The sequence below is a fragment of the Alphaproteobacteria bacterium genome, from assembly GCA_016870095.1.
Lineage (GTDB): Bacteria > Pseudomonadota > Alphaproteobacteria > Paracaedibacterales > VGCI01 > VGCI01.
Map to the genome: position 1 here is coordinate 52,150 of VGCI01000009.1, position 18,633 is coordinate 70,782.

At 43.2% G+C, this 18,633-nt stretch carries 13 protein-coding genes; 6 read left to right on the top strand and 7 right to left on the bottom strand.

Annotated elements, in window-relative coordinates; translation table 11 throughout:
• Window positions 1-6 precede the first annotated feature (6 nt).
• Window positions 7-2,847, bottom strand: a complete 2,841-nt coding sequence (uvrA, locus tag FJX03_07325; GenBank protein ID MBM3633492.1) for an excinuclease ABC subunit UvrA — start codon at window positions 2,845-2,847, stop codon at window positions 7-9.
• Complete coding sequence (locus FJX03_07330) at window positions 2,844-3,821, bottom strand: threonylcarbamoyl-AMP synthase (protein ID MBM3633493.1); 978 nt, start codon at window positions 3,819-3,821, stop codon at window positions 2,844-2,846. Before FJX03_07330 ends, uvrA begins: the two co-directional genes overlap by 4 nt.
• A 213-nt stretch (window positions 3,822-4,034) precedes the next feature.
• Between FJX03_07330 and FJX03_07335 the strand changes: the two genes are divergently transcribed.
• Entirely contained in the window at window positions 4,035-4,757 is a 723-nt protein-coding gene (locus FJX03_07335; protein MBM3633494.1) for a Bax inhibitor-1/YccA family protein, read from the top strand.
• A 71-nt stretch (window positions 4,758-4,828) separates the two neighbouring features.
• Here the strand turns inward: FJX03_07335 and FJX03_07340 are convergent, their stop codons facing one another.
• Together FJX03_07340 and tssI are read right to left on the bottom strand one after the other, a co-directional pair.
• Complete coding sequence (locus FJX03_07340; GenBank protein MBM3633495.1) at window positions 4,829-5,797, bottom strand: DUF4280 domain-containing protein; 969 nt, start codon at window positions 5,795-5,797, stop codon at window positions 4,829-4,831.
• A gap of 44 nt (window positions 5,798-5,841) precedes the next feature.
• Complete coding sequence (gene tssI, locus FJX03_07345; GenBank protein ID MBM3633496.1) at window positions 5,842-7,977, bottom strand: type VI secretion system tip protein VgrG; 2,136 nt, start codon at window positions 7,975-7,977, stop codon at window positions 5,842-5,844.
• A gap of 147 nt (window positions 7,978-8,124) precedes the next feature.
• On the opposite strand from tssI, the gene ruvA reads away from it, so the two are divergent.
• Complete coding sequence (gene ruvA / locus FJX03_07350; GenBank protein MBM3633497.1) at window positions 8,125-8,766, top strand: Holliday junction branch migration protein RuvA; 642 nt, start codon at window positions 8,125-8,127, stop codon at window positions 8,764-8,766.
• The gene (gene ruvB, locus FJX03_07355) at window positions 8,759-9,787 is read left to right on the top strand and encodes a Holliday junction branch migration DNA helicase RuvB (GenBank protein MBM3633498.1); all 1,029 of its coding nucleotides are present in this window, start codon (window positions 8,759-8,761) and stop codon (window positions 9,785-9,787) included. Before ruvA ends, ruvB begins: the two co-directional genes overlap by 8 nt.
• Before the next feature lie 20 nt (window positions 9,788-9,807).
• Here ruvB and FJX03_07360 read toward each other — a convergent pair whose 3' ends face one another.
• Together FJX03_07360 and FJX03_07365 are read right to left on the bottom strand one after the other, a co-directional pair.
• Window positions 9,808-10,977, bottom strand: a complete 1,170-nt coding sequence (locus FJX03_07360) for a metallophosphoesterase (protein MBM3633499.1) — start codon at window positions 10,975-10,977, stop codon at window positions 9,808-9,810.
• A gap of 117 nt (window positions 10,978-11,094) precedes the next feature.
• Complete coding sequence (locus FJX03_07365; GenBank protein MBM3633500.1) at window positions 11,095-12,696, bottom strand: hypothetical protein; 1,602 nt, start codon at window positions 12,694-12,696, stop codon at window positions 11,095-11,097.
• Window positions 12,697-13,122: 426 nt separating this feature from the next.
• Here FJX03_07365 and FJX03_07370 point away from each other — a divergent pair, with 426 nt between their 5' ends.
• Window positions 13,123-13,398: a hypothetical protein gene (locus FJX03_07370; GenBank protein ID MBM3633501.1), complete on the top strand. Its 276-nt coding sequence runs from the start codon at window positions 13,123-13,125 to the stop codon at window positions 13,396-13,398.
• 129 nt (window positions 13,399-13,527) lie between these two features.
• Here the strand turns inward: FJX03_07370 and mutS are convergent, their stop codons facing one another.
• The gene (gene mutS / locus FJX03_07375; protein MBM3633502.1) at window positions 13,528-16,200 is read right to left on the bottom strand and encodes a DNA mismatch repair protein MutS; all 2,673 of its coding nucleotides are present in this window, start codon (window positions 16,198-16,200) and stop codon (window positions 13,528-13,530) included.
• A 197-nt stretch (window positions 16,201-16,397) separates the two neighbouring features.
• On the opposite strand from mutS, the gene FJX03_07380 reads away from it, so the two are divergent.
• The gene (locus FJX03_07380; protein ID MBM3633503.1) at window positions 16,398-17,675 is read left to right on the top strand and encodes an ATP-binding protein; all 1,278 of its coding nucleotides are present in this window, start codon (window positions 16,398-16,400) and stop codon (window positions 17,673-17,675) included.
• A 314-nt stretch (window positions 17,676-17,989) separates the two neighbouring features.
• The gene (locus FJX03_07385; GenBank protein MBM3633504.1) at window positions 17,990-18,493 is read left to right on the top strand and encodes a hypothetical protein; all 504 of its coding nucleotides are present in this window, start codon (window positions 17,990-17,992) and stop codon (window positions 18,491-18,493) included.
• Window positions 18,494-18,633 lie beyond the last annotated feature (140 nt).

Genomic DNA, 18,633 nt, shown 5'->3' on the forward strand with positions numbered 1-18,633 from the left:
ATAATTTTATAAATAAGATTTCAAATATTGTCCCGTATAACTTTTTTTAACACTAGCAACTTGTTCTGGCGTTCCTGTGGCTATGATTTGCCCGCCCTTAAACCCACCTTCAGGTCCCAGATCGATAATCCAATCTCCGGTTTTAATGACTTCCAGATTATGTTCAATCACAATAACCGTGTTTCCTTGATCCACAAGAGCGTGGAGAACTTCAAGTAATTTTCGCACATCTTCAAAATGAAGTCCTGTTGTGGGCTCATCTAAGATATAAACCGTTCTTCCTGTCGCTCGTCGCGACAGCTCTTTAGCTAGCTTTACACGTTGAGCCTCCCCTCCCGAAAGAGTCGTTGCCTGCTGGCCCACATGGATATAACCAAGACCAACCTGTTGGAGCGTTTTCAGTTTTTCGCGTACCAAAGAGTGAGCATCAAAAAAATCCACCGCCTCATCAACGGTCATATCCAAAATATCGGAAATAGATTTTCCTTTAAATTTGACATCTAACGTTTCTCGGTTATACCGCTTACCATGGCACTGATCGCATTGCACATAAACATCCGGCAAAAAATGCATTTCAATTTTTATAACACCATCACCCTGACATGCCTCACAACGCCCTCCTTTGACGTTAAAGGAAAAACGACCCGGAGCGTATCCGCGAGCCTTACTTTCTGGCAGACCCGCAAACCATTCTCGAATGGGGGTAAAACAACCAATATAAGTTGCGGGGTTAGACCGTGGGGTCCGTCCAATAGGGGATTGATCGATATCGATAACCTTATCGATATGCTCTAAACCTTTCAAATCATCATGGGGACCTGCCGGATCCTTTGTATCAGAAAATTCTCGCGCCAACGCTTTATAAAGCGTCTCAATAACGAGTGAAGATTTACCGCCTCCTGACACTCCTGTGACGCAAGTTAACGTTCCTAAGGGGAAATCAACAGTCACATTTTTCAAATTGTTGGAACGTGCGCCCACCACTTTGAGAGCATGCCCAGATCCCTTACGGCGATTCTTAGGGATATCAATTTTGCGTTTTCCAGATAAATACTGACCGGTAAGACTTTTTTTATTGTTCAAAATTTCCGCAAGTGTCCCTTGCGCAACAATTTCACCCCCATGGCGGCCAGCTCCAGGGCCCATATCAATGACCTGATCCGCCGTACGAATAGCATCTTCATCGTGTTCAACCACAACAACCGTATTCCCAATATCACGCAAATGCTTTAAGGTTGACAGGAGGCGGTCATTATCACGCTGATGAAGCCCGATAGATGGTTCATCCAATACGTACAAAACACCTGTCAATCCTGACCCAATTTGCGAAGCAAGTCGAATGCGTTGACTTTCCCCTCCCGATAACGTCCCCGAAGAACGGGATAGAGTCAAATAATCAAGACCGACATTTACCAAAAAGGTCAATCGATTATGAATTTCTTTCAGAATGCGGTGAGAAATTTCCTGATGCTTTTTGCTAAGATCAACTGTAGAAAACCATGTCGATGCCTCTCCAATAGAAAGAGCACATATTTCGCTGATCGAGCGACCGGCAATTTTAACACACAAAGCCTCCGGTTTTAATCTCTGCCCCTGACAAGCTGAACAGGGACTCATCATTTGATAACGTGTTAAGTCTTGACGAATCCAATCGCTCTCTGTATCTCGCCAGCGTCGTTGGAGATTGGGTAATACACCTTCAAAGGCTTTATGGGTTGTATATTTGCGCATACCATCATCAAATGCTAAGGAAACGGATTGTCCTTTTGACCCATTGAGAATTAATTCTTGTATAGTCGTTGGAAGGTCTCCAAAGGGCGTATCCATAGAAAATTTAAAATGGCGAGCGAGTGATTCTAGAACTTGTGAATAATATTCATTCGTTTGGAATCGTTTGCGACCTGTTCCTTGAGCAACGGCCCAAGGTTTAATAGCACCTTCCCGTAAACTCAAATTCGTATTGGGAACCACTAATGACGCCACAAAGTCAATCTCCATACCAAGTCCATCACAGGTAGGGCATGCACCATGAGGGCTGTTAAATGAAAAGAGACGAGGCTCAATTTCATTGAGGGTAAAACCGGAAACGGGGCAGGCAAATTTTGCTGAAAAAGTCGTTTGTTCGCCCCCATCAACTTGTTCTGCAAGCGCAAGGCCATCACTTAAATTTAAAGCTGTTTCTAAAGAGTCCGCCAAACGTTGGGCAATTTCTGGTTGCACCACAATTCTATCCACAACAACTTCAATGTCATGGTTAACTTTTTTATTGAGCGCAGGGACTTGATCAATTTCATAAACAACACCATCAACTTTAACGCGCTGAAACCCCTTTTTACGTAAATCCAAAATTTCTCGTTTATATTCCCCTTTCCGTCCCCGCACAATCGGAGACAAAAGGAGAAGGCGAGTTCCTGCAGGCATTCCTAAAATACGATCCACCATTTGGCTTACCGTTTGAGCCTCAATTGGCAAACCCGTTGCCGGTGAATGGGGAATACCAATACGAGCAAAAAGAAGCCGCAAATAATCATACAGTTCCGTCACAGTGCCTACTGTCGAGCGGGGATTTTTAGAAGTTGTTTTTTGTTCGATAGAAATGGCAGGACTCAATCCGTCAATGGAATCAACATCCGGTTTTTGCATAAGTTGTAAAAATTGACGAGCATATGCAGATAAACTTTCAACATATCGCCGTTGACCTTCCGCATACAGCGTATCGAATGCTAAGGAAGACTTGCCGGAGCCGCTCAGCCCCGTAATCACAACCAAACGATCGCGCGGGATATCGACATTAATGTCTTTCAGATTATGCTCACGAGCGCCACGGATGCTAATATTTGTCGTCATAAATCTTCCCTCGGGTGATTCAAAAAGTCTTCCAGAACTGCCGCTCTTTGCAATCGATCATTAATGGCCACCCCTAATCCCGTAGAGGGAATTGGCATCACAGCAATACCCGTATATAAATCCTTATCGAGTTGGCGTAACATCCTAAATAAGTTTGCAGCGGCTTCTCTGAAATCACCAGTTTCACTTAAATTTAAAGTCACAGGCACTGTTGTTGTAGGGCCAAATCCCAAAAGCGCTTCTCCCGGACGGCAATCCAAAGCATTTAGGCGTAAAGGACGATGAGGAGCATAATGACGATGCATCATCCCTGGAGCCTTAATAAGAGACCCAGGCGTATTTTTTTTCGCATAATAAATTGACCCGACAATCGACTCTAAAGATTCTCGCAAAACACTGCCGGGACGCAGCAATATTGGCCTGTCTTCAGATAAATCTAAGATAGTCGACTCCAATCCAATTTCACAAGGACCACCATCAAGTATTAGGGGGACAAAATCTCCCAATGACATAGCAACATCATCAGCAGAAGTTGGACTAATTGTTGTGGAGCGATTTGCACTCGGTGCAGCCAGCGGTTTCCCATATTCTTGAATCAATCGACCAGCAACGGGGTGCGACGGGCATCGAATGGCTAATGTGTCCAATCCCCCACTCGCAAGTAAGGAAATAGGGCAATTTTTCTTACGATTGAGCACAAGGGTTAAAGGTCCTGGCCAAAACATCTCCATTAAAGATTGGGCTTCAAGACTCATGTCGACAAGAGTTTCTGCTTCCTGTGTAGAACTCACATGAATAATCAACGGATTAAAAGTTGGGCGATTTTTGACCTCAAAAATCCGCGCCACAGCGTTATCTTGAGTTGCATCTGCGGCTAAGCCATAAACCGTTTCCGTTGGCATACCAATCACCTGTCCTTCTCGCAAGAGACGACAAGCCTCCTGTATCCCGTGGGGTGTCGGCGCAATGATCATTATATATACAACTCTATAATTTTTATTTTTATACTCTTATGTAAGCTATTTTTGAAAAAAATTCTAGCAGAGATAGACCAATCTGGAAGATCAGGGGATGCATTTTATACCGTTCTACCTCTTGGTCTTCCAAGTTTTCAATTCCCCGGATTGCTTTTTGAGCTCTCCACAGCTATACTAAGATTGAATTCTATAACTTTAGGAGGAAATATTATGAGCAAAATTGAAGATAAAACTGTTTGGCGTGCAGAGCGGAGCGTTGGAGCCCTGGAGGGTATTGATCAAGGTTTACGCTCATACTTAAGCCAAGTTTATATGTTTATGGCCTTTGGGTTGCTATTAACAGGTGGTGCGGCTTATACAGTCGCAAATGTCCCTGCAATGATGCAACTTGTGTTTGGCACAGGCTTAAAATGGGTATTTGTTTTTGCGCCTCTTGCTCTTGTTTTCTTTTTGAGTTTTCGTATTAACACCTTGAAATATGCAACGGCACAAGCCTTATTCTGGACTTATTCAGCTATGGTGGGTGTTTCCCTTGCTTCCATATTTTTGATGTATACGGGTACGAGCATTGCGCGCATCTTTTTCATAACATCCTCAATGTTTGGAGCCATAAGTCTTTATGGTTACACAACAAATAGAGATTTATCGGGTATGGGATCTTTTATGTTTATGGGACTGATCGGCATTGTTATTGCCAGTATCATTAACATGTTCATGCAAAGCTCTGCGATGCAGTTTATTATTTCTATTATCTCCGTTATCGTGTTTACTGGCTTGACTGCTTATGATACGCAAACGATTAAATCGATTTATTATGCCGGAGATAACCAAGAAGTTATGGGCAAGAAAGCGTTAATGGGAGCTTTAAGGTTATATCTAGATTTCCTAAACCTCTTTTTAGCACTGCTACAACTCTTCGGCGATCGTCGCTAAAAAAGCAAAAAACAATTAAAGTTAAAGGGGATTTTTCGGAAGAAAAGTCCCCTTTGTTTATGACGCTCGCCTCACGGGACAGTAGCCTTATTTTGTCCGGGATCCTCTATTTCTATAACCCCTGCATATACACAAATTAATTTTGAGGTATGAGTAAGAGTTGGTTTATCCAACATTGTGGCATCATGAGACCCAGGCAACCACGGAGTCGTTGTTTTTGGGGTACAAGGTTGAGGCCTTAACTGACCATTGGCTTTTTTTGTCGCTTCAGCAACTGCAGGATTGGCACGACTCGTACAATAGCAAAACGGACGAATGTTAATATTGGGAAGATGATCCATAACGGAACCTACAGCGTTGCCATCCACAGTGGCTATAGAATCTAAATTCATATCAATCCCACCAGAAACCGCTGGCACTTTTATGGACGCGGTCAGTCCAATACCAACACCTGCACCCGCTTGTGCCTGAGCACCAATCCCACTTTTTATGGCTTGAGATTGTTGCGCGGCTCCCTTCATCGCACCGTTGACAAATTCTTCCTTAGAAAGAACAGCGCCCGTTTCAACATTATAAGTCACTCGCATTCCATGTTCCTTACCGGCCGCAAAATTTGTCTGGACTGCCAATCGACCTTGAGCGTCATAGAATTTACTTTCTCCAGCCATAACCCCTTTATTAAAATGCATCTGCGCCGTTACGACACCATTATCATATATCATGGCAGGCCCATGGAGTTTGCCACCCACAAACATCAGTCTTTGCGTTGCTTGTCCCTTTGCATCAAAGGTCGCGCTCTCCCCCATAGCAACACCTGCTTTAAAATTTGCTTGCGCAACTACTTTTCCGGAAGCATCAAATTTTTTGACAAGACCGTCAGGAACGGTAAGACTTGCGCCTAATACTACGCCCCCACCGACAGCACCTACCCCTGTTGAAACGGCTTCAATGGGAATTTCCAAAGGAGATACTTTTAATTTGCTAGAACAGGTGCCATATGAACAAGTTAGACTAACCTTATCAACAACAAAAAAGACCATTTTCAAACCCCTTTAATGTGGCATAGGTATTCCCCATTTCAGCTTTACCCAATCTTTAATGCACCTTTAATGTTAACGACAGGGCCTTGAAGAATAATACCCGCACCCGCCTGCATTTTGATGGCAGCATCCGCTTTTATACTAATGATGGCTCCTTTCACTTGAACCATAGCTGTTGATTCGACAGAAAGAGGACCCGTGGCCTTCAGGGAAGCCAATGCACTGGATTCTATACTCAAAGGGCCTGTCGATTTTATACTTGCGACCGCACTGGATTCTATACTCAAAGGGCCCGTGGACTTCAAACTTGCCGTTGCACTAGACTCAATACTGAGGGGCCCTGTAGATTTAATATTCGTATTCCCTTTGGATTCCATATCGATGTTTCCAGATGCTTTAATCGTAATATTGCCCGTCACGTCAATGGTCATGTTACCCCCACCTAACGTTATTTTTTGGTTCCCTTTAGAGATTTTGATAATGTCATCGCCATTGGTGATGGAAAGGGTATTTGTTGTTCCCGACCCTTTTAATTCAACCATCCGATTTCCCTTGTCTAAAGTCAGGGTATCATGACCCGTATCTCCCCCATTTAACGTGACCTTTCTCTCTCCCTTTTTAATTGTTGAGGTATCATCTCCGGTTTTGATGAGGAGAGTTCGTGAGTGTTCAACTTCTGAATCCCAATCTTTTTGAGCATGAAGAAAAATTTGTTCACTTCCCTTTTTATCCTCATATCTAAATTCATTAAAACCGCCTCCACCTTTGGAGGTATCGGACTTAATTGTACTTTTTGTCGGTTCACTTTTGGCGTAAGGATTTGCATTTTTACCGTTGTAAACACATCCCGTAATTAAAGGCCGATCCGGATCCCCATCCAGAAACGTGACGACAACTTCCATCCCAATGCGCGGCGTAAAAACACCGCCCCAATTGTTTCCCGCCCATAATTGAGCTACGCGAATCCAACAGGAACTTTTCTCATCTTGGGTCCCTCGTTGATCCCAATGAAAATGGACTTTAACGCGCCCAAATTCATCAGTCCAAATTTCTTCTCCAGCTTTGGTCGTGACAATAGCTGTTTGCGTACTATGAATCAGGGGCTTAGGGGTTATAAGTTGCGGACGGAAAGGTACATCTGCCGGAAATGCTACAAACTCATTTTCATACAGCTCTTCACTTTCACTTTTTGCATTCTGATTAATGCGATGATGCACACGATAAAGAACATACTTTTTATTTAAATCAGATCGTGGATGTTCTGCCATCGTAAAGCTATACATGGAACAGAAAGTAGGTACTGTAGAAAACCCACTTAAAGTAATTTTAGCCCATTCTAAGTCTTGAATTCGATGATTGGCAATTAAGTCCCCCTCATCGGATTTCATAAACATACCGGGATATTGATAAACTTCACCGCCCATACCTTTGCCAGACACTTTGTTGTAAAGCTTCGTTGTGGGAGTCTTAAAATTAAAGTCTGCTGCTGCAAACTTCTTGACCACGACTTTTTCTTGATTTCGTACGGTATAAAGCATATTAAAGGGCGGTTTTGAAGAATATGATTTTAGAAACTTAATCGTCCCCGGGTCTACATCCTCTGCTCCTTTCGAATCATCACAAATAACCATTTTGTGAGCAGAGCTCGTGTGCTCAAAATAGTAAAATATGCCCTCTTCTTCCATGAGTCGACAAATAAAATCAAAACAACTTTCGGCATATTGCACGCAGTATTTACGCACTCTTTTGCCACAAGAGGATGTCTTATCTTCTATTTCTGTCACATCATTATCGCTTAAAACTTCCTTGATAATTTCCATCGCTGTTTTATTTTGAAAAATGCGGTGGTCACGCGTAAATTTCAGCAACCAAAATTTGGGATATATTTTGGCTTGATAAAAAGTATAATTATTTTTCCCCTTTTTTACGGTCCAACCCTGTTCTGCCGTGCCTACAATTCCGCAGAAATATCTTTTGCCCTTTCCATACTCGTAAGTAACTTGGATTTCCTTCCCCACAAGCTTAGATAAATCAAGATCGGGCGATAGCGAGTGCATATCAAGATTAAAACAAAAAGGCTCAGAAATTTGCTCCACACCATCAAATCTGTCCATTATCAAGGCATCTTTGCCTAAAGGAGTGCTGATCTTTAAATTCACTTTATCTTGAACTGCAAGCATTGTTCATCACTCAATTTTGGGTTAGGACATCTTAGTGCTTAATTATTCTGGCACGACTTTTCAGTAATGTTGAGAGGAAAAATGATTGGGTACAGCAAAGTCCCGTGGTATCTTATGTTCAACTCCTTCGAAAATAGGCTTTAATTTATGATTGCAAAATTATCCGGCATACTGGATTCTACAGGCCCAGACTGGCTCATCCTAGATGTAGGCGGTGTAGGATACCAAGTTTTTGCCTCCGCACGCACACTATCGCACCTACCCCAAATGGGAGAAAAATTCTCTCTCATGATTGAAACGTTGGTCCGTAATGAGCAAACTCAGCTCTTTGGTTTCTTTCACGAGGACGAACGAACTTGGTTTCGTTTGCTTTTGGGCATTCAAGGCGTAGGTGCTAAGGTTGGCTTAGCCCTTCTTTCGGCCTTGTCGAGCGATGAGCTTCATCAAGCCATTTTGACTCAAGATCAAGCCCTTATTACCCGTGCCGATGGTGTAGGGCCGAAGTTAGCGGGACGCATTGTAGCAGAGCTCAAAGGTAAAGTGGGGGGATTTGCCTTACAATTAAGCACCACAAACTCTGGAAGTATTGATAGTATTGCTTCAGTTTCTGGGGGAATGAGTGAAGCCATTTCTGCCCTCACTAATCTTGGCTACCGGCGTGCAGAAGCTGTCGAGGCTGTCGCCAAATCTTCTCAAACCCTCGGGCCCGGGGTCTCAACAGAAGCCCTCATTCGCCAGGGGTTGAACATTCTATCGCAAAAATTAGCCGGCGGAGCCAATCATGGTTGAAATAAACAAGGCGGTTGAAGAACGTCTCAGTACTCCAGAATTTCTCGAAGAAGATTTGGGTGAAGTTTCCCTTCGCCCTCTCACCTTAAAAGACTTTACGGGTCAAGCGCCGGTTCGTGCCAATTTAAGCGTATTCATTGAAGCCGCCCGCACCCGGGGCGATGCCATGGATCATGTGTTACTATTTGGACCGCCAGGTTTGGGTAAGACAACGTTGGCACAAATTATTGCTCGGGAACTGGGTGTTGGATTTCGCACCACCTCTGGGCCCATCATTGCCCGTGCTGGCGATTTGGCCGCACTTTTGACCAATCTGCAGCCGCACGATGTTTTATTTATTGATGAAATTCACCGGTTGAGCCCCGCAATTGAAGAAATTTTATATCCCGCTATGGAGGATTTCAAACTCGATATCATGATTGGTGAAGGACCGGCTGCTCGCTCCATTCAAATTGAATTACCCCCTTTTACTCTCGTGGGCGCAACTACACGCAGTGGATTATTAACCCAGCCTTTACGGGAACGATTCGGTATCCCGTTGCGCCTCATGTTTTATGATGTTGAGGATTTGCGACGTATTGTGAAACGAGGAGCAGATTTGCTCAACTTTGTCCTCAATGATGATGGCGCCACAGAGATTGCCCGACGTTCCCGTGGTACACCTCGAATTGCCGGACGCCTTCTGCGTCGCATTCGCGACTTCGCTGCCGTTGCAGGAGAAACTATTGTAACAGCAGAGGTTGCCAACCTCGCCCTCAATCGCTTGCAAGTGGACCGTCTTGGTCTCGAAGCCCAAGATCAACGCTATTTGCAGTTGATGATTGATTTTTATAAAGGCGGACCCGTGGGTGTTGAAACCCTGGCTGCTGCGTTAGCCGAGCAAACGGAAACCCTTGAGGAAGTCATTGAGCCCTATCTCATTCAACAAGGTCTTATTCAACGAACCGCTCGCGGGCGTATGCTCACCGACCTTGCCTATATACACTTAGGCTTACCGACAAGAGATAATTCTCTATCTTAAGGTAAAGGAAAATCAGACTTTTATGCAGCAGACCGAAGGGTAATATGAGTAATTTCTGCTGCAGTCCCTAACCGCATGGGTGGGCCCCAAAACCCTGTACCGGAACTGATATATACTTGCGTTTGCTTATTATAGCGATGAAGACCTGTTGTATAAGGTTGCTGCAGATAAACCAAATAAGTAAACGGCCAAATCTGACCCCCATGGGTGTGCCCGGAAAGTTGAAGATCAACACCCTGCTCAGCTGCTTCATGGATAGCTGCCGGCTGATGGGCTAAAAGAATCAATGCCTTATTGGGGTCCCGACCCCGCAAAGCTTTTTTTAAATTGGGCCCTTCCCCCGGGAAGTGACTGCTTCCCCAATCGTCAACGCCAGCCAGATCAAAACTAATGGAATCAGTGCCAGCTGAAATTGAGACCCGCTCGTTACGTAATACTCGAATGCCGAGGCCCGCAATATAATCACACCAGGGTTCGACGCCAGAATAATATTCATGATTGCCGGTAATAAAATAAATACCCATCGGCGCTTCTAAATTCGCAAGCGGATCTACGTGAGCGCGTAAATCTTCAACGGAACCATCAACCAAATCGCCCGTAATAACAATTAAATCCGGCTTCAAAGCATTCACCTTGTTAACCACTTTTTGCAACCAATCGCCCTTAATTAATGCCCCGATATGAAGATCCGTAATTTGAACAATTCTCGTTCCATCTAGCGATTTCGAAAGCCGATCGAGTTTAATCATTAAAGGCTTAACTTTTACGAAACGTAACCCATTCCACAAAGCGATTGCTCCCAATATTCCGGTAACACTCAATGCCACAACACCAAAGCAAAATTGAAGAAGGGACTGAGGTTCCGGCAAATGACTTAAAGGAACAAATTTCAAGAAAAACCAAACCGCATCTGTTGCAACGAGTGTCACAAATAGGATTAAGGCAAAACCCATCCAAGGATAAATCGCCCACGCCAAAAGGGTTGCCGCTTTACGGGGCAAAATGCGGCTGACGGGAATATGAATTAAGGTAAGTAAAGAATATATTGTCAACAAAGACCCCAAAAAGAAACTCTGAGAGCCAGTTAACTGCAGATAATAGTTCAGGCGCGTAAACATATAAAAATGCGACAACCCGAGAATAAGGGCAAAAATACTCAGAAAAGTGAGAATTTGTTTCAGTTTAGGCATGAGAGTCCCTTTTTAATTTGTTTGTATCTCTTTCATGCCAACAAAACAAGATTAAGAAAAGAGAAGCTCGATAATATGTGGATTGTTTTACATAGGGTAACAAATGAAGAAAAATATTTAAAAGGAATCCACACTGTTGCGTGAACTTACGAAATTTGGCATTTCCGTTATGCCTTTATACCATACTTCTTGAGGTATTTTTATGCCTACGCTCTCAAGATTATTCTTAAACTTTAGATCCGTCGTGGAGTCCTTTGTCTTGTAGGTAACTGCTCCGGCTCTCGGCAATGCTGGCGCAAAAGCAGATAAGGCAGATGCATATCCTTCCTTATAATCAAGTGTATCCACCATACATATTGCAAAAGCTCCAATGGTATTCAAAAGATGTATATAGAGGAAGTGCCCTCGGCCTTCCGTTATTTTTAAACGAATTTCCTGTGCCAATCTTGCTATATGCATTAGGGGGCTAAGATCATCAACCGGCAGGACACCTAAGGGTTCGGTTAGATATCTCCAAAACCAATACATTGCTTCCATTTCTTCACGAATTTCTGAAAAAGCTTTATCTTTTAACACAGTTTGAACAAATCCATAAGGACAATTCGCTAGTCGCAAGGCAACATCGAGGGTGTGGGGCCGTTGTTGGTAGTTTGGCTTTTCTATATTTGCTTGAGCATAATTTTGGAGGTTGGCAATGGCCCTTAATACTTTAGGTTTTTGTTTTTTTCTAAAGTCTTGCACCATAAGCTCATTACCCTGTTTAATAAGCAATTCTTCTAAAAGAGAAAGGGCATGATTAGCCAGAACCACGAGAGGCTCAACACGATATTTGTTTACATAATAAGGTGTTACGACAGGATAACTTTGGTATATTCCATAACGAAATATTTGAGAAAACTCTAACACGATTGTATGCAAATAACTGATTAAAGGACCAAAACCAGGGCGTTTTGGTGTTTTTTCGTAGCCAAAAGAAACACAAGGGTGCGATTGCAAAAATTCACTAAAGTAACGAGAATCTGTAAAATCATGCCCATCTAAGATAGCTTTATCTAAGAGTACTTCTTTGCCCTCAGGGGCTTTTACAAGGTCGATACATTTTCCCGTATTTTTACGTAGCCATGTTTTGACAGCCGAAGAAAGTGAGCCTTCAAAGCGCTCAATTTTAATACCACCGAGATCCAAATCTTTTGGGAAAATCGTCTCATGGTTTGGAAAAATTACACAACCTTCAATCTGACGCAAGTCAATTTCAGAAGCCCAAACTGCCGTATCACTTGGGAAGAGATTCACTATTCGATCTCTTAATAGTTTTGCCGGAATCAACACAGCTTGGATATATGCCCCCACATTGGGATCTAAAGAATTCTCGCACAAGGCTGTGTGCAAACTAAAATAAATACAAGGCCGAAAACTATCAGGATTCGGTGTATATGTTATGCTCTTACGCATCGTGTTTGTCATCTCAAAGGTGGTTAAAGGAACAAGAGCACCACCATACAGTTTTAAATTTGTCTGCTCACCAAACAAATTCATTCGCGTTAAATGAACTAAATACCCATTTTCCAATAAATCTGCAGCTATCGCACACCCAGCTGCTAGATGCACTGCATCTTTTGGAGTTTCGTGCCCATTAACAAGACGTGAAGGCGACGTGGCACCGAGGCCGGCATCTTTATCCACACCCCCGATGGAACTTGATAGAAAGGGGAAGGCCATGACTATAGGCCATAATAATTTATAATAAAATTTGTTCATAATTTTAATTTTTATATGAAAGAATTCTTATATTCTAAGTAAAGCAAAATACACAATTTATCAATTTAAATGTGAAGCCTTATAAATGGCAAATCGTCACAACCGATTCCTTATGAAAAATCGTTTGACAGGTCGCTTTACTCCTTGCAACGACTGGCATCAAATGGACGAAGCCGACTTTACTTTTCCGAAAAAAAATCATGATCTTTCAATAACATTCCTTATCTTGTTTATTCTTCTTCAAAATTCTTCTGCGCCCTAACACAGAAAAAATTTCATATGACCACATGAAATTAAGCTGATATTTCTCCTATCGTTTTAGAAAAGTTCTCATAGAATAAGACTGTAACCAAATGTGAAAAATTTCTTAATTAATGGGAGGTTCAAATGAAAGTTCTCAATTCAAAATTTTTACTCAGTTTGTTGGTTGTCGCGTGGTGGGCAACACCGGTTTTGGCCAGTGATAAAACAACAGGACAAGAAGAAAAGGCTACACCCACGTCTCAACCAACAACACAAACACCACCTGATAAGGTTGAGCCTCTCGGTTTAGAAGGGGGAGATTTTGTTAACAAGCCCTCAGATCTTGCAGATAGGATTGGCAATAAAATTGAACAAGTTGCCGATAATCTTTTTGGTAACAAAAAAGAAGATAAAAAATAGTATTTAGACCCTACAAACCCAAAAGAAGCCTTTGAGTAAAGTTCTGAATTGAACAAACTCCTCAAAGGCTTTTTTGATTATAAATCCACTGTTCCCCGCTTCGCTCCTCGCAATGAGGCCAACGAAATTTTAATCGCTGTTTGATACGAGGCCTTTCAACCGATAAAGCTCATCAAGCGCTTGACGGGGCGAGAGATCATCGAGTGAAAGTTCTTGCAAAGCCTCTTCCGCACGAGAAGTTTTTGTTGGCAAAACCGGGGGGGAAGAAACGTCTAATGGTTGTGTTGCATGAATAGGAACATCTTTGCGCTCACCTTCCAATATTGCCAAGACTTGCTTTGCCCGTTCAACTGCCAGAGCCGGTAAACCGGCAAGTGCTGCCACATGAATGCCATAGGATTTATCAGCACATCCCGGAATGACTTCATGCAAAAAAATCACATCCCCATTCCATTCCTTAATGCGCATGGTCGCACACACCATCATGGGTAAACTGCTGGTTAGTTGGGTGAGTTCATGATAATGAGTAGCAAACAAAGCGCGGGATTTATTAACGCGACACAAAGATTCCACAACTGCCCAGGCAATGGACAAACCATCAAATGTCGCTGTCCCCCGCCCAATTTCGTCTAAAATAACAAAAGATCGAGCAGTGGCTTGATGCAAGATAGCTGCCGTTTCTACCATTTCAACCATAAAGGTGGACCGCCCCGCTGCCAAATCATCCGCCGCTCCCACACGACTAAAAATACGATCCACAATACCAATGTGGGCAGTGGTTGCTGGTACATATGACCCCATTTGAGCGAGCAAAATAATCACAGCATTTTGGCGTAAAAAAGTACTTTTCCCCGCCATATTTGGCCCCGTCATTAGGATTAGTTTCTGTGCATCATCCATCAAACAATCGTTAGCCACAAACGGCGTATTTCCCGCAGATTTGAGGGCTGTTTCTACAACCGGGTGGCGCCCCCCTTTAATGTCAAACATCATCGTGTCATCTACGATGGGACGCACATAATTCTCTTCAACCGCAAGCTGAGCGAGAGAGGCGGCAACATCCAGGCTTGCTAACGCTCGACAGGTTTGTAAAATTTCGGGAGCCCGTCCTTGAACTTCCGCGACTAAATCAGCAAAAAGTTGCAGTTCTAACGTCAAAGCGTGATGGGCTGCTGATTCAATTTCGCGTTCTAATTCAGACAAGGCGAGGGTCGTATACCGAATGGAAGACCCAAGTGTTTGGCGGTGGATAAACTCCTCACTCATTTTTTGAGCGTGGGAAGGGCCTATATCTACATGATAACCAATGACATTATTGTGACGAATTTTTAAAGTGTTAACGCCCGTTTTGGTAATATATTCCGCTTGCAATTTTTGGGTCAGACTAAAACTGTTATCTCGCAAAACGCGATAATGATCTAGCTCTTCATGATAGCCGGTAGCCATAAATCCCCCCTCACGTGCGTAAGGAGGCAAACTATCAGCAAGGGCACGATTTAACCGATCCCAAACAAGAGTATGCCCCCCTAACCGTGCATTTTCTCGGGAGATAGGTTCTGGCATATTTTGTGCGCCTAAAAGATTTTGAATCGTTTCTGCTTGTCTTAACCCATCCCGAAGGGCAGCTAAATCTCGGGGACTTCCTCTCCCCAAGTTAATACGCGATAAGGCGCGTTCCATATCAGGGCATGACTTTAAAGCTTCGCGCACTTGACCCCTTGTCTGAGAAGCTTCAACAAAAAATGTCACCATATCCAAACGCTGAAGCAGGGGTGCTACCTGAGTTAGAGGCGCATTCAATCGCAAACTTAATAAACGACTGCCAGCCGCTGTTAGGGTTCTATCTATGGTACTTAAAAGCGTTCCCTGACGTTGCCCATTTAAGGTAATTTCTAATTCCAAGCTGCGCCGGGTGGCAGGATCAATCATCAGAATACCTTGAGATGAAATTTTTCGAGGACGCTCAATCATTGTCAAAGCTGACTTTTGAGTAATGTAAATATAATCGATCAAAGCACCTGCGGCGCGAATTTCACTGGCTGTAAATTTTCCAAATGCATCTAAAGTTTGTACGTGATAAACCTCTTCTAAACGTCGTCGGCTATTGTCTTCATCAAATCGAGCTTGAGGTAGCGGACTTAATTTTTTCTTCCACCCCCCAAACGTTTCATAAAGTGCTGGCTCTTCTAACAGACGATCCGGTAACACAATTTCTGCGGGATTTAAACGCGCCAAAAGGGAAGCGAGTCCCTCGATTGTTGTTTCCTCAATTAAAAAAACACCTGTAGAAAGATCAATAGCGCCCACCCCGATTGCTTTTTGGGTCACCGGAGACAGGGCGACTAAAAAATTATTTTGTCGAGCATCCAAAAGCCCTTCTTCGGTTAAGGTTCCCGCCGTGACAACACGCACCACGTCTCGACGCAACGGGCCTTTAGCTCCTCGCTTTTTGGCGGCTGCTGGGTCTTCCATTTGTTCACAAACCGCAACCTTAAATCCTTTTTGAATAAGCTTTGCCAAATAAATTTCATAGGTATGGGCTGGTACACCACACATGGGAATTTCTTCCCCTTCTTGTTTGCCGCGTTTGGTAAGAGCGATATCAAGAGCCTTAGCGGCGACTATAGCATCCTCAAAAAACAATTCATAAAAGTCGCCCATTCGAAAGAACAGCAAACAGGTGTGGTATTGTTGCTTCATCTCCCAATATTGTGCCATCACAGGAGACATACCCAAAGGAGGCTTCCCCGTTTCAATAACGTCCGGTTCACCAAAATTGAGGAGCGATTGGGTATTTGTCATCGTGAATTGGTCATTCTATTGATTAGACTTGTTCGATTCCCATCTTTAAACCAAAAGCAGGGGAAAGGGCAAGCCTTCTCCCTGCCCCTTTACATCATCTTTTTTAGCATATCGTCCCGGGCTTTTTAAAGCATTGAGTATACAGCTTATTTCAGATCATGATATCGGGCTTTCATCGTCTAGAAGAGGACTTTTACATGCATGCGAATCCCCTATGCCAAAAAATAAACGAATACCTTGCCAAGAATAGCCAGCGATATACTTGGATTAAAAATGCACGCCCCAGTCAACTTCCTCCTTGCGGAGATTGGCGAACCTGGATGATTCTTGCCGGACGTGGTTTTGGCAAAACCCGCACGGGAGCAGAAACCACACGGAATTGGGCCTGTTCGGGACGCTATCGACGCTTAGCTCTCATTAGTCAATCTATTCGCGAGGCCCGTGCTGTCATGGTCGAAGGAGTAAGCGGACTGTTAGAAATACATCCCCCTTTCGAGCGCCCTCATTTTAAAAAAACACTTCATCAACTGGTTTGGCCTAATGGGACAGTGGCTACGCTTTACGGAGCGGATCATTTTGATCATTTTCGAGGGCCTCAATTCGACGCCATCTGGATTGATGAATTGGCCAAATTTCGTTACCCTGAAGAAACATGGAATCAATTGATGTTAGCTTTGCGCCTGGGAAATGACCCGCGCTGTATTGTGACCACCACTCCCCGACCCATTCCCTTAATTGAAAAACTTCAGTTACGTAAAGATGTTGTCGTGACAAAAGGAACAACATTTGAAAATCACAATAACCTGGCGCCGGCATATTTGGATCAAATTGTGAAGCAATTTGAAGGCACACGCCTTGGAGCTCAAGAACTCTATGCGGAAGTGTTAACAGAACACCAAGGGGCATTGTGGAGACGAGATTTGATTCGCTACCAAGAGCCACTTTATGATGCAATCGGTACACCGAAATTGATTCGTATCGTGATCGCCATTGATCCGGCCACCACCCATCATGAAGAGAGCGATGAAACAGGTATCGTTATTGCGGGTCTTGCGGAAAATAAGTGTGCTTATATCCTTGACGATTTAAGTGGTCGACTCAGCCCCGGAGATTGGGGACAACGCGTGGTTGAATCTTACTGGCGGTTAAATGCAGATCGCGTCGTTGCTGAAGTCAATAAAGGAGGAGACCTTGTCGAGCGTATTTTACGAAGTCTTGATCCAACAATTCCTTACAAAGCCGTCCGTGCGACACGGGGGAAATTCACCCGAGCTGAACCCATTGCAGCCCTCTATGAGCAAAATCGCGTCTTTCATACACGACCATTCAGTTTCCTGGAAAATCAGTTATGTACTTATGTACCTGGTATCACAACCAAATCTCCCGATCGGTTAGATGCCCTGGTTTGGGCTTTGACGGACTTGCTCCTTGAACATGAAACCAACCCTACCCTCAAACTATGGGGGCCTCAATAGATAGGGCCCAAATACTCCTTTTAATACTTTATTTATCAATTCCGTTCATTCTTAAAAGTAGATGATGCATTTTGAAAGAGAAAAACATGATAAAAGCTTTAGTATTCATAGTGAGTTTTGGAATATTTTCACAAACTTATGCAATTGCTTGTAAAAGAAATTGCGGTGTAGGGAATTGTGGAAGCTTGTCCTACTTTATGTCGGATTGTGCCCAATGCAAAAGTGTGAATTCAAAGTGTAGCAAGGCTTTTTGTAAAAACCACCCAAATCTCTGTGACCCTAAGGGACCGCTTAAAGATTTGGGAATCGATAGCATGACAATTTCCAGTGAGGGTAAAATTTCTAACATTTGTCTGGCAAAGCTTTTCCCAGAAATGACTTTTAAAGGACACTCGAATGGCGATATTAATATCGCGGCTTTAAACACTCTAGATATTAAAACTTTTGGACAAACGAGGGGCGCAACACCAGCGACCTCCTATGAAAGAAATATCGGTATTATTCGCAAACTTATGGCAAACTATCTTGTCGCTCAAGACCCAAAACTTCAAGAAGATGCCAACTTCCTTATGAGAATTGTCGATCAACGTCTTACGAGTGATTTTATGGTAGATATAAAAAATTTATCCTTACTTAATTTCCATACAATTGCTGAAGATTTGCGCGCTAAAATTTTCAAATTAAAAGGGATTGAAACACAACTACGTTTTGAAATCTATGAAGGAAAGAAATTTCCCATGACAGTTTCCAAACTGGGGTGTATAGCAGAAAAATCTACCGAGACCACCCCTCTGGCCATTAATGAGAAAGTCCAGTAAACTTAAAACCCACACGCATTTTTCTTGATCATTTTTAAGATAATGGGTAAAAGAAAACTATGGTAAAAAGTCGTCATTCTTTCACTCCTTGTTTTTTGTATAAGCGGTAACGCTTATCTCCATTTATCTAACCTGCCCTA

Coding starts and splice junctions, on each gene's coding strand:
- uvrA (MBM3633492.1), bottom strand. CDS start 2,847: ATGACGACAAATATTAGCATCCGTGGCGCTCGTGAGCATAATCTGAAA.
- FJX03_07330 (MBM3633493.1), bottom strand. CDS start 3,821: ATGATCATTGCGCCGACACCCCACGGGATACAGGAGGCTTGTCGTCTC.
- FJX03_07335 (MBM3633494.1), top strand. CDS start 4,035: ATGAGCAAAATTGAAGATAAAACTGTTTGGCGTGCAGAGCGGAGCGTT.
- FJX03_07340 (MBM3633495.1), bottom strand. CDS start 5,797: ATGGTCTTTTTTGTTGTTGATAAGGTTAGTCTAACTTGTTCATATGGC.
- tssI (MBM3633496.1), bottom strand. CDS start 7,977: ATGCTTGCAGTTCAAGATAAAGTGAATTTAAAGATCAGCACTCCTTTA.
- ruvA (MBM3633497.1), top strand. CDS start 8,125: ATGATTGCAAAATTATCCGGCATACTGGATTCTACAGGCCCAGACTGG.
- ruvB (MBM3633498.1), top strand. CDS start 8,759: ATGGTTGAAATAAACAAGGCGGTTGAAGAACGTCTCAGTACTCCAGAA.
- FJX03_07360 (MBM3633499.1), bottom strand. CDS start 10,977: ATGCCTAAACTGAAACAAATTCTCACTTTTCTGAGTATTTTTGCCCTT.
- FJX03_07365 (MBM3633500.1), bottom strand. CDS start 12,696: ATGGCCTTCCCCTTTCTATCAAGTTCCATCGGGGGTGTGGATAAAGAT.
- FJX03_07370 (MBM3633501.1), top strand. CDS start 13,123: ATGAAAGTTCTCAATTCAAAATTTTTACTCAGTTTGTTGGTTGTCGCG.
- mutS (MBM3633502.1), bottom strand. CDS start 16,200: ATGACAAATACCCAATCGCTCCTCAATTTTGGTGAACCGGACGTTATT.
- FJX03_07380 (MBM3633503.1), top strand. CDS start 16,398: ATGCATGCGAATCCCCTATGCCAAAAAATAAACGAATACCTTGCCAAG.
- FJX03_07385 (MBM3633504.1), top strand. CDS start 17,990: ATGACAATTTCCAGTGAGGGTAAAATTTCTAACATTTGTCTGGCAAAG.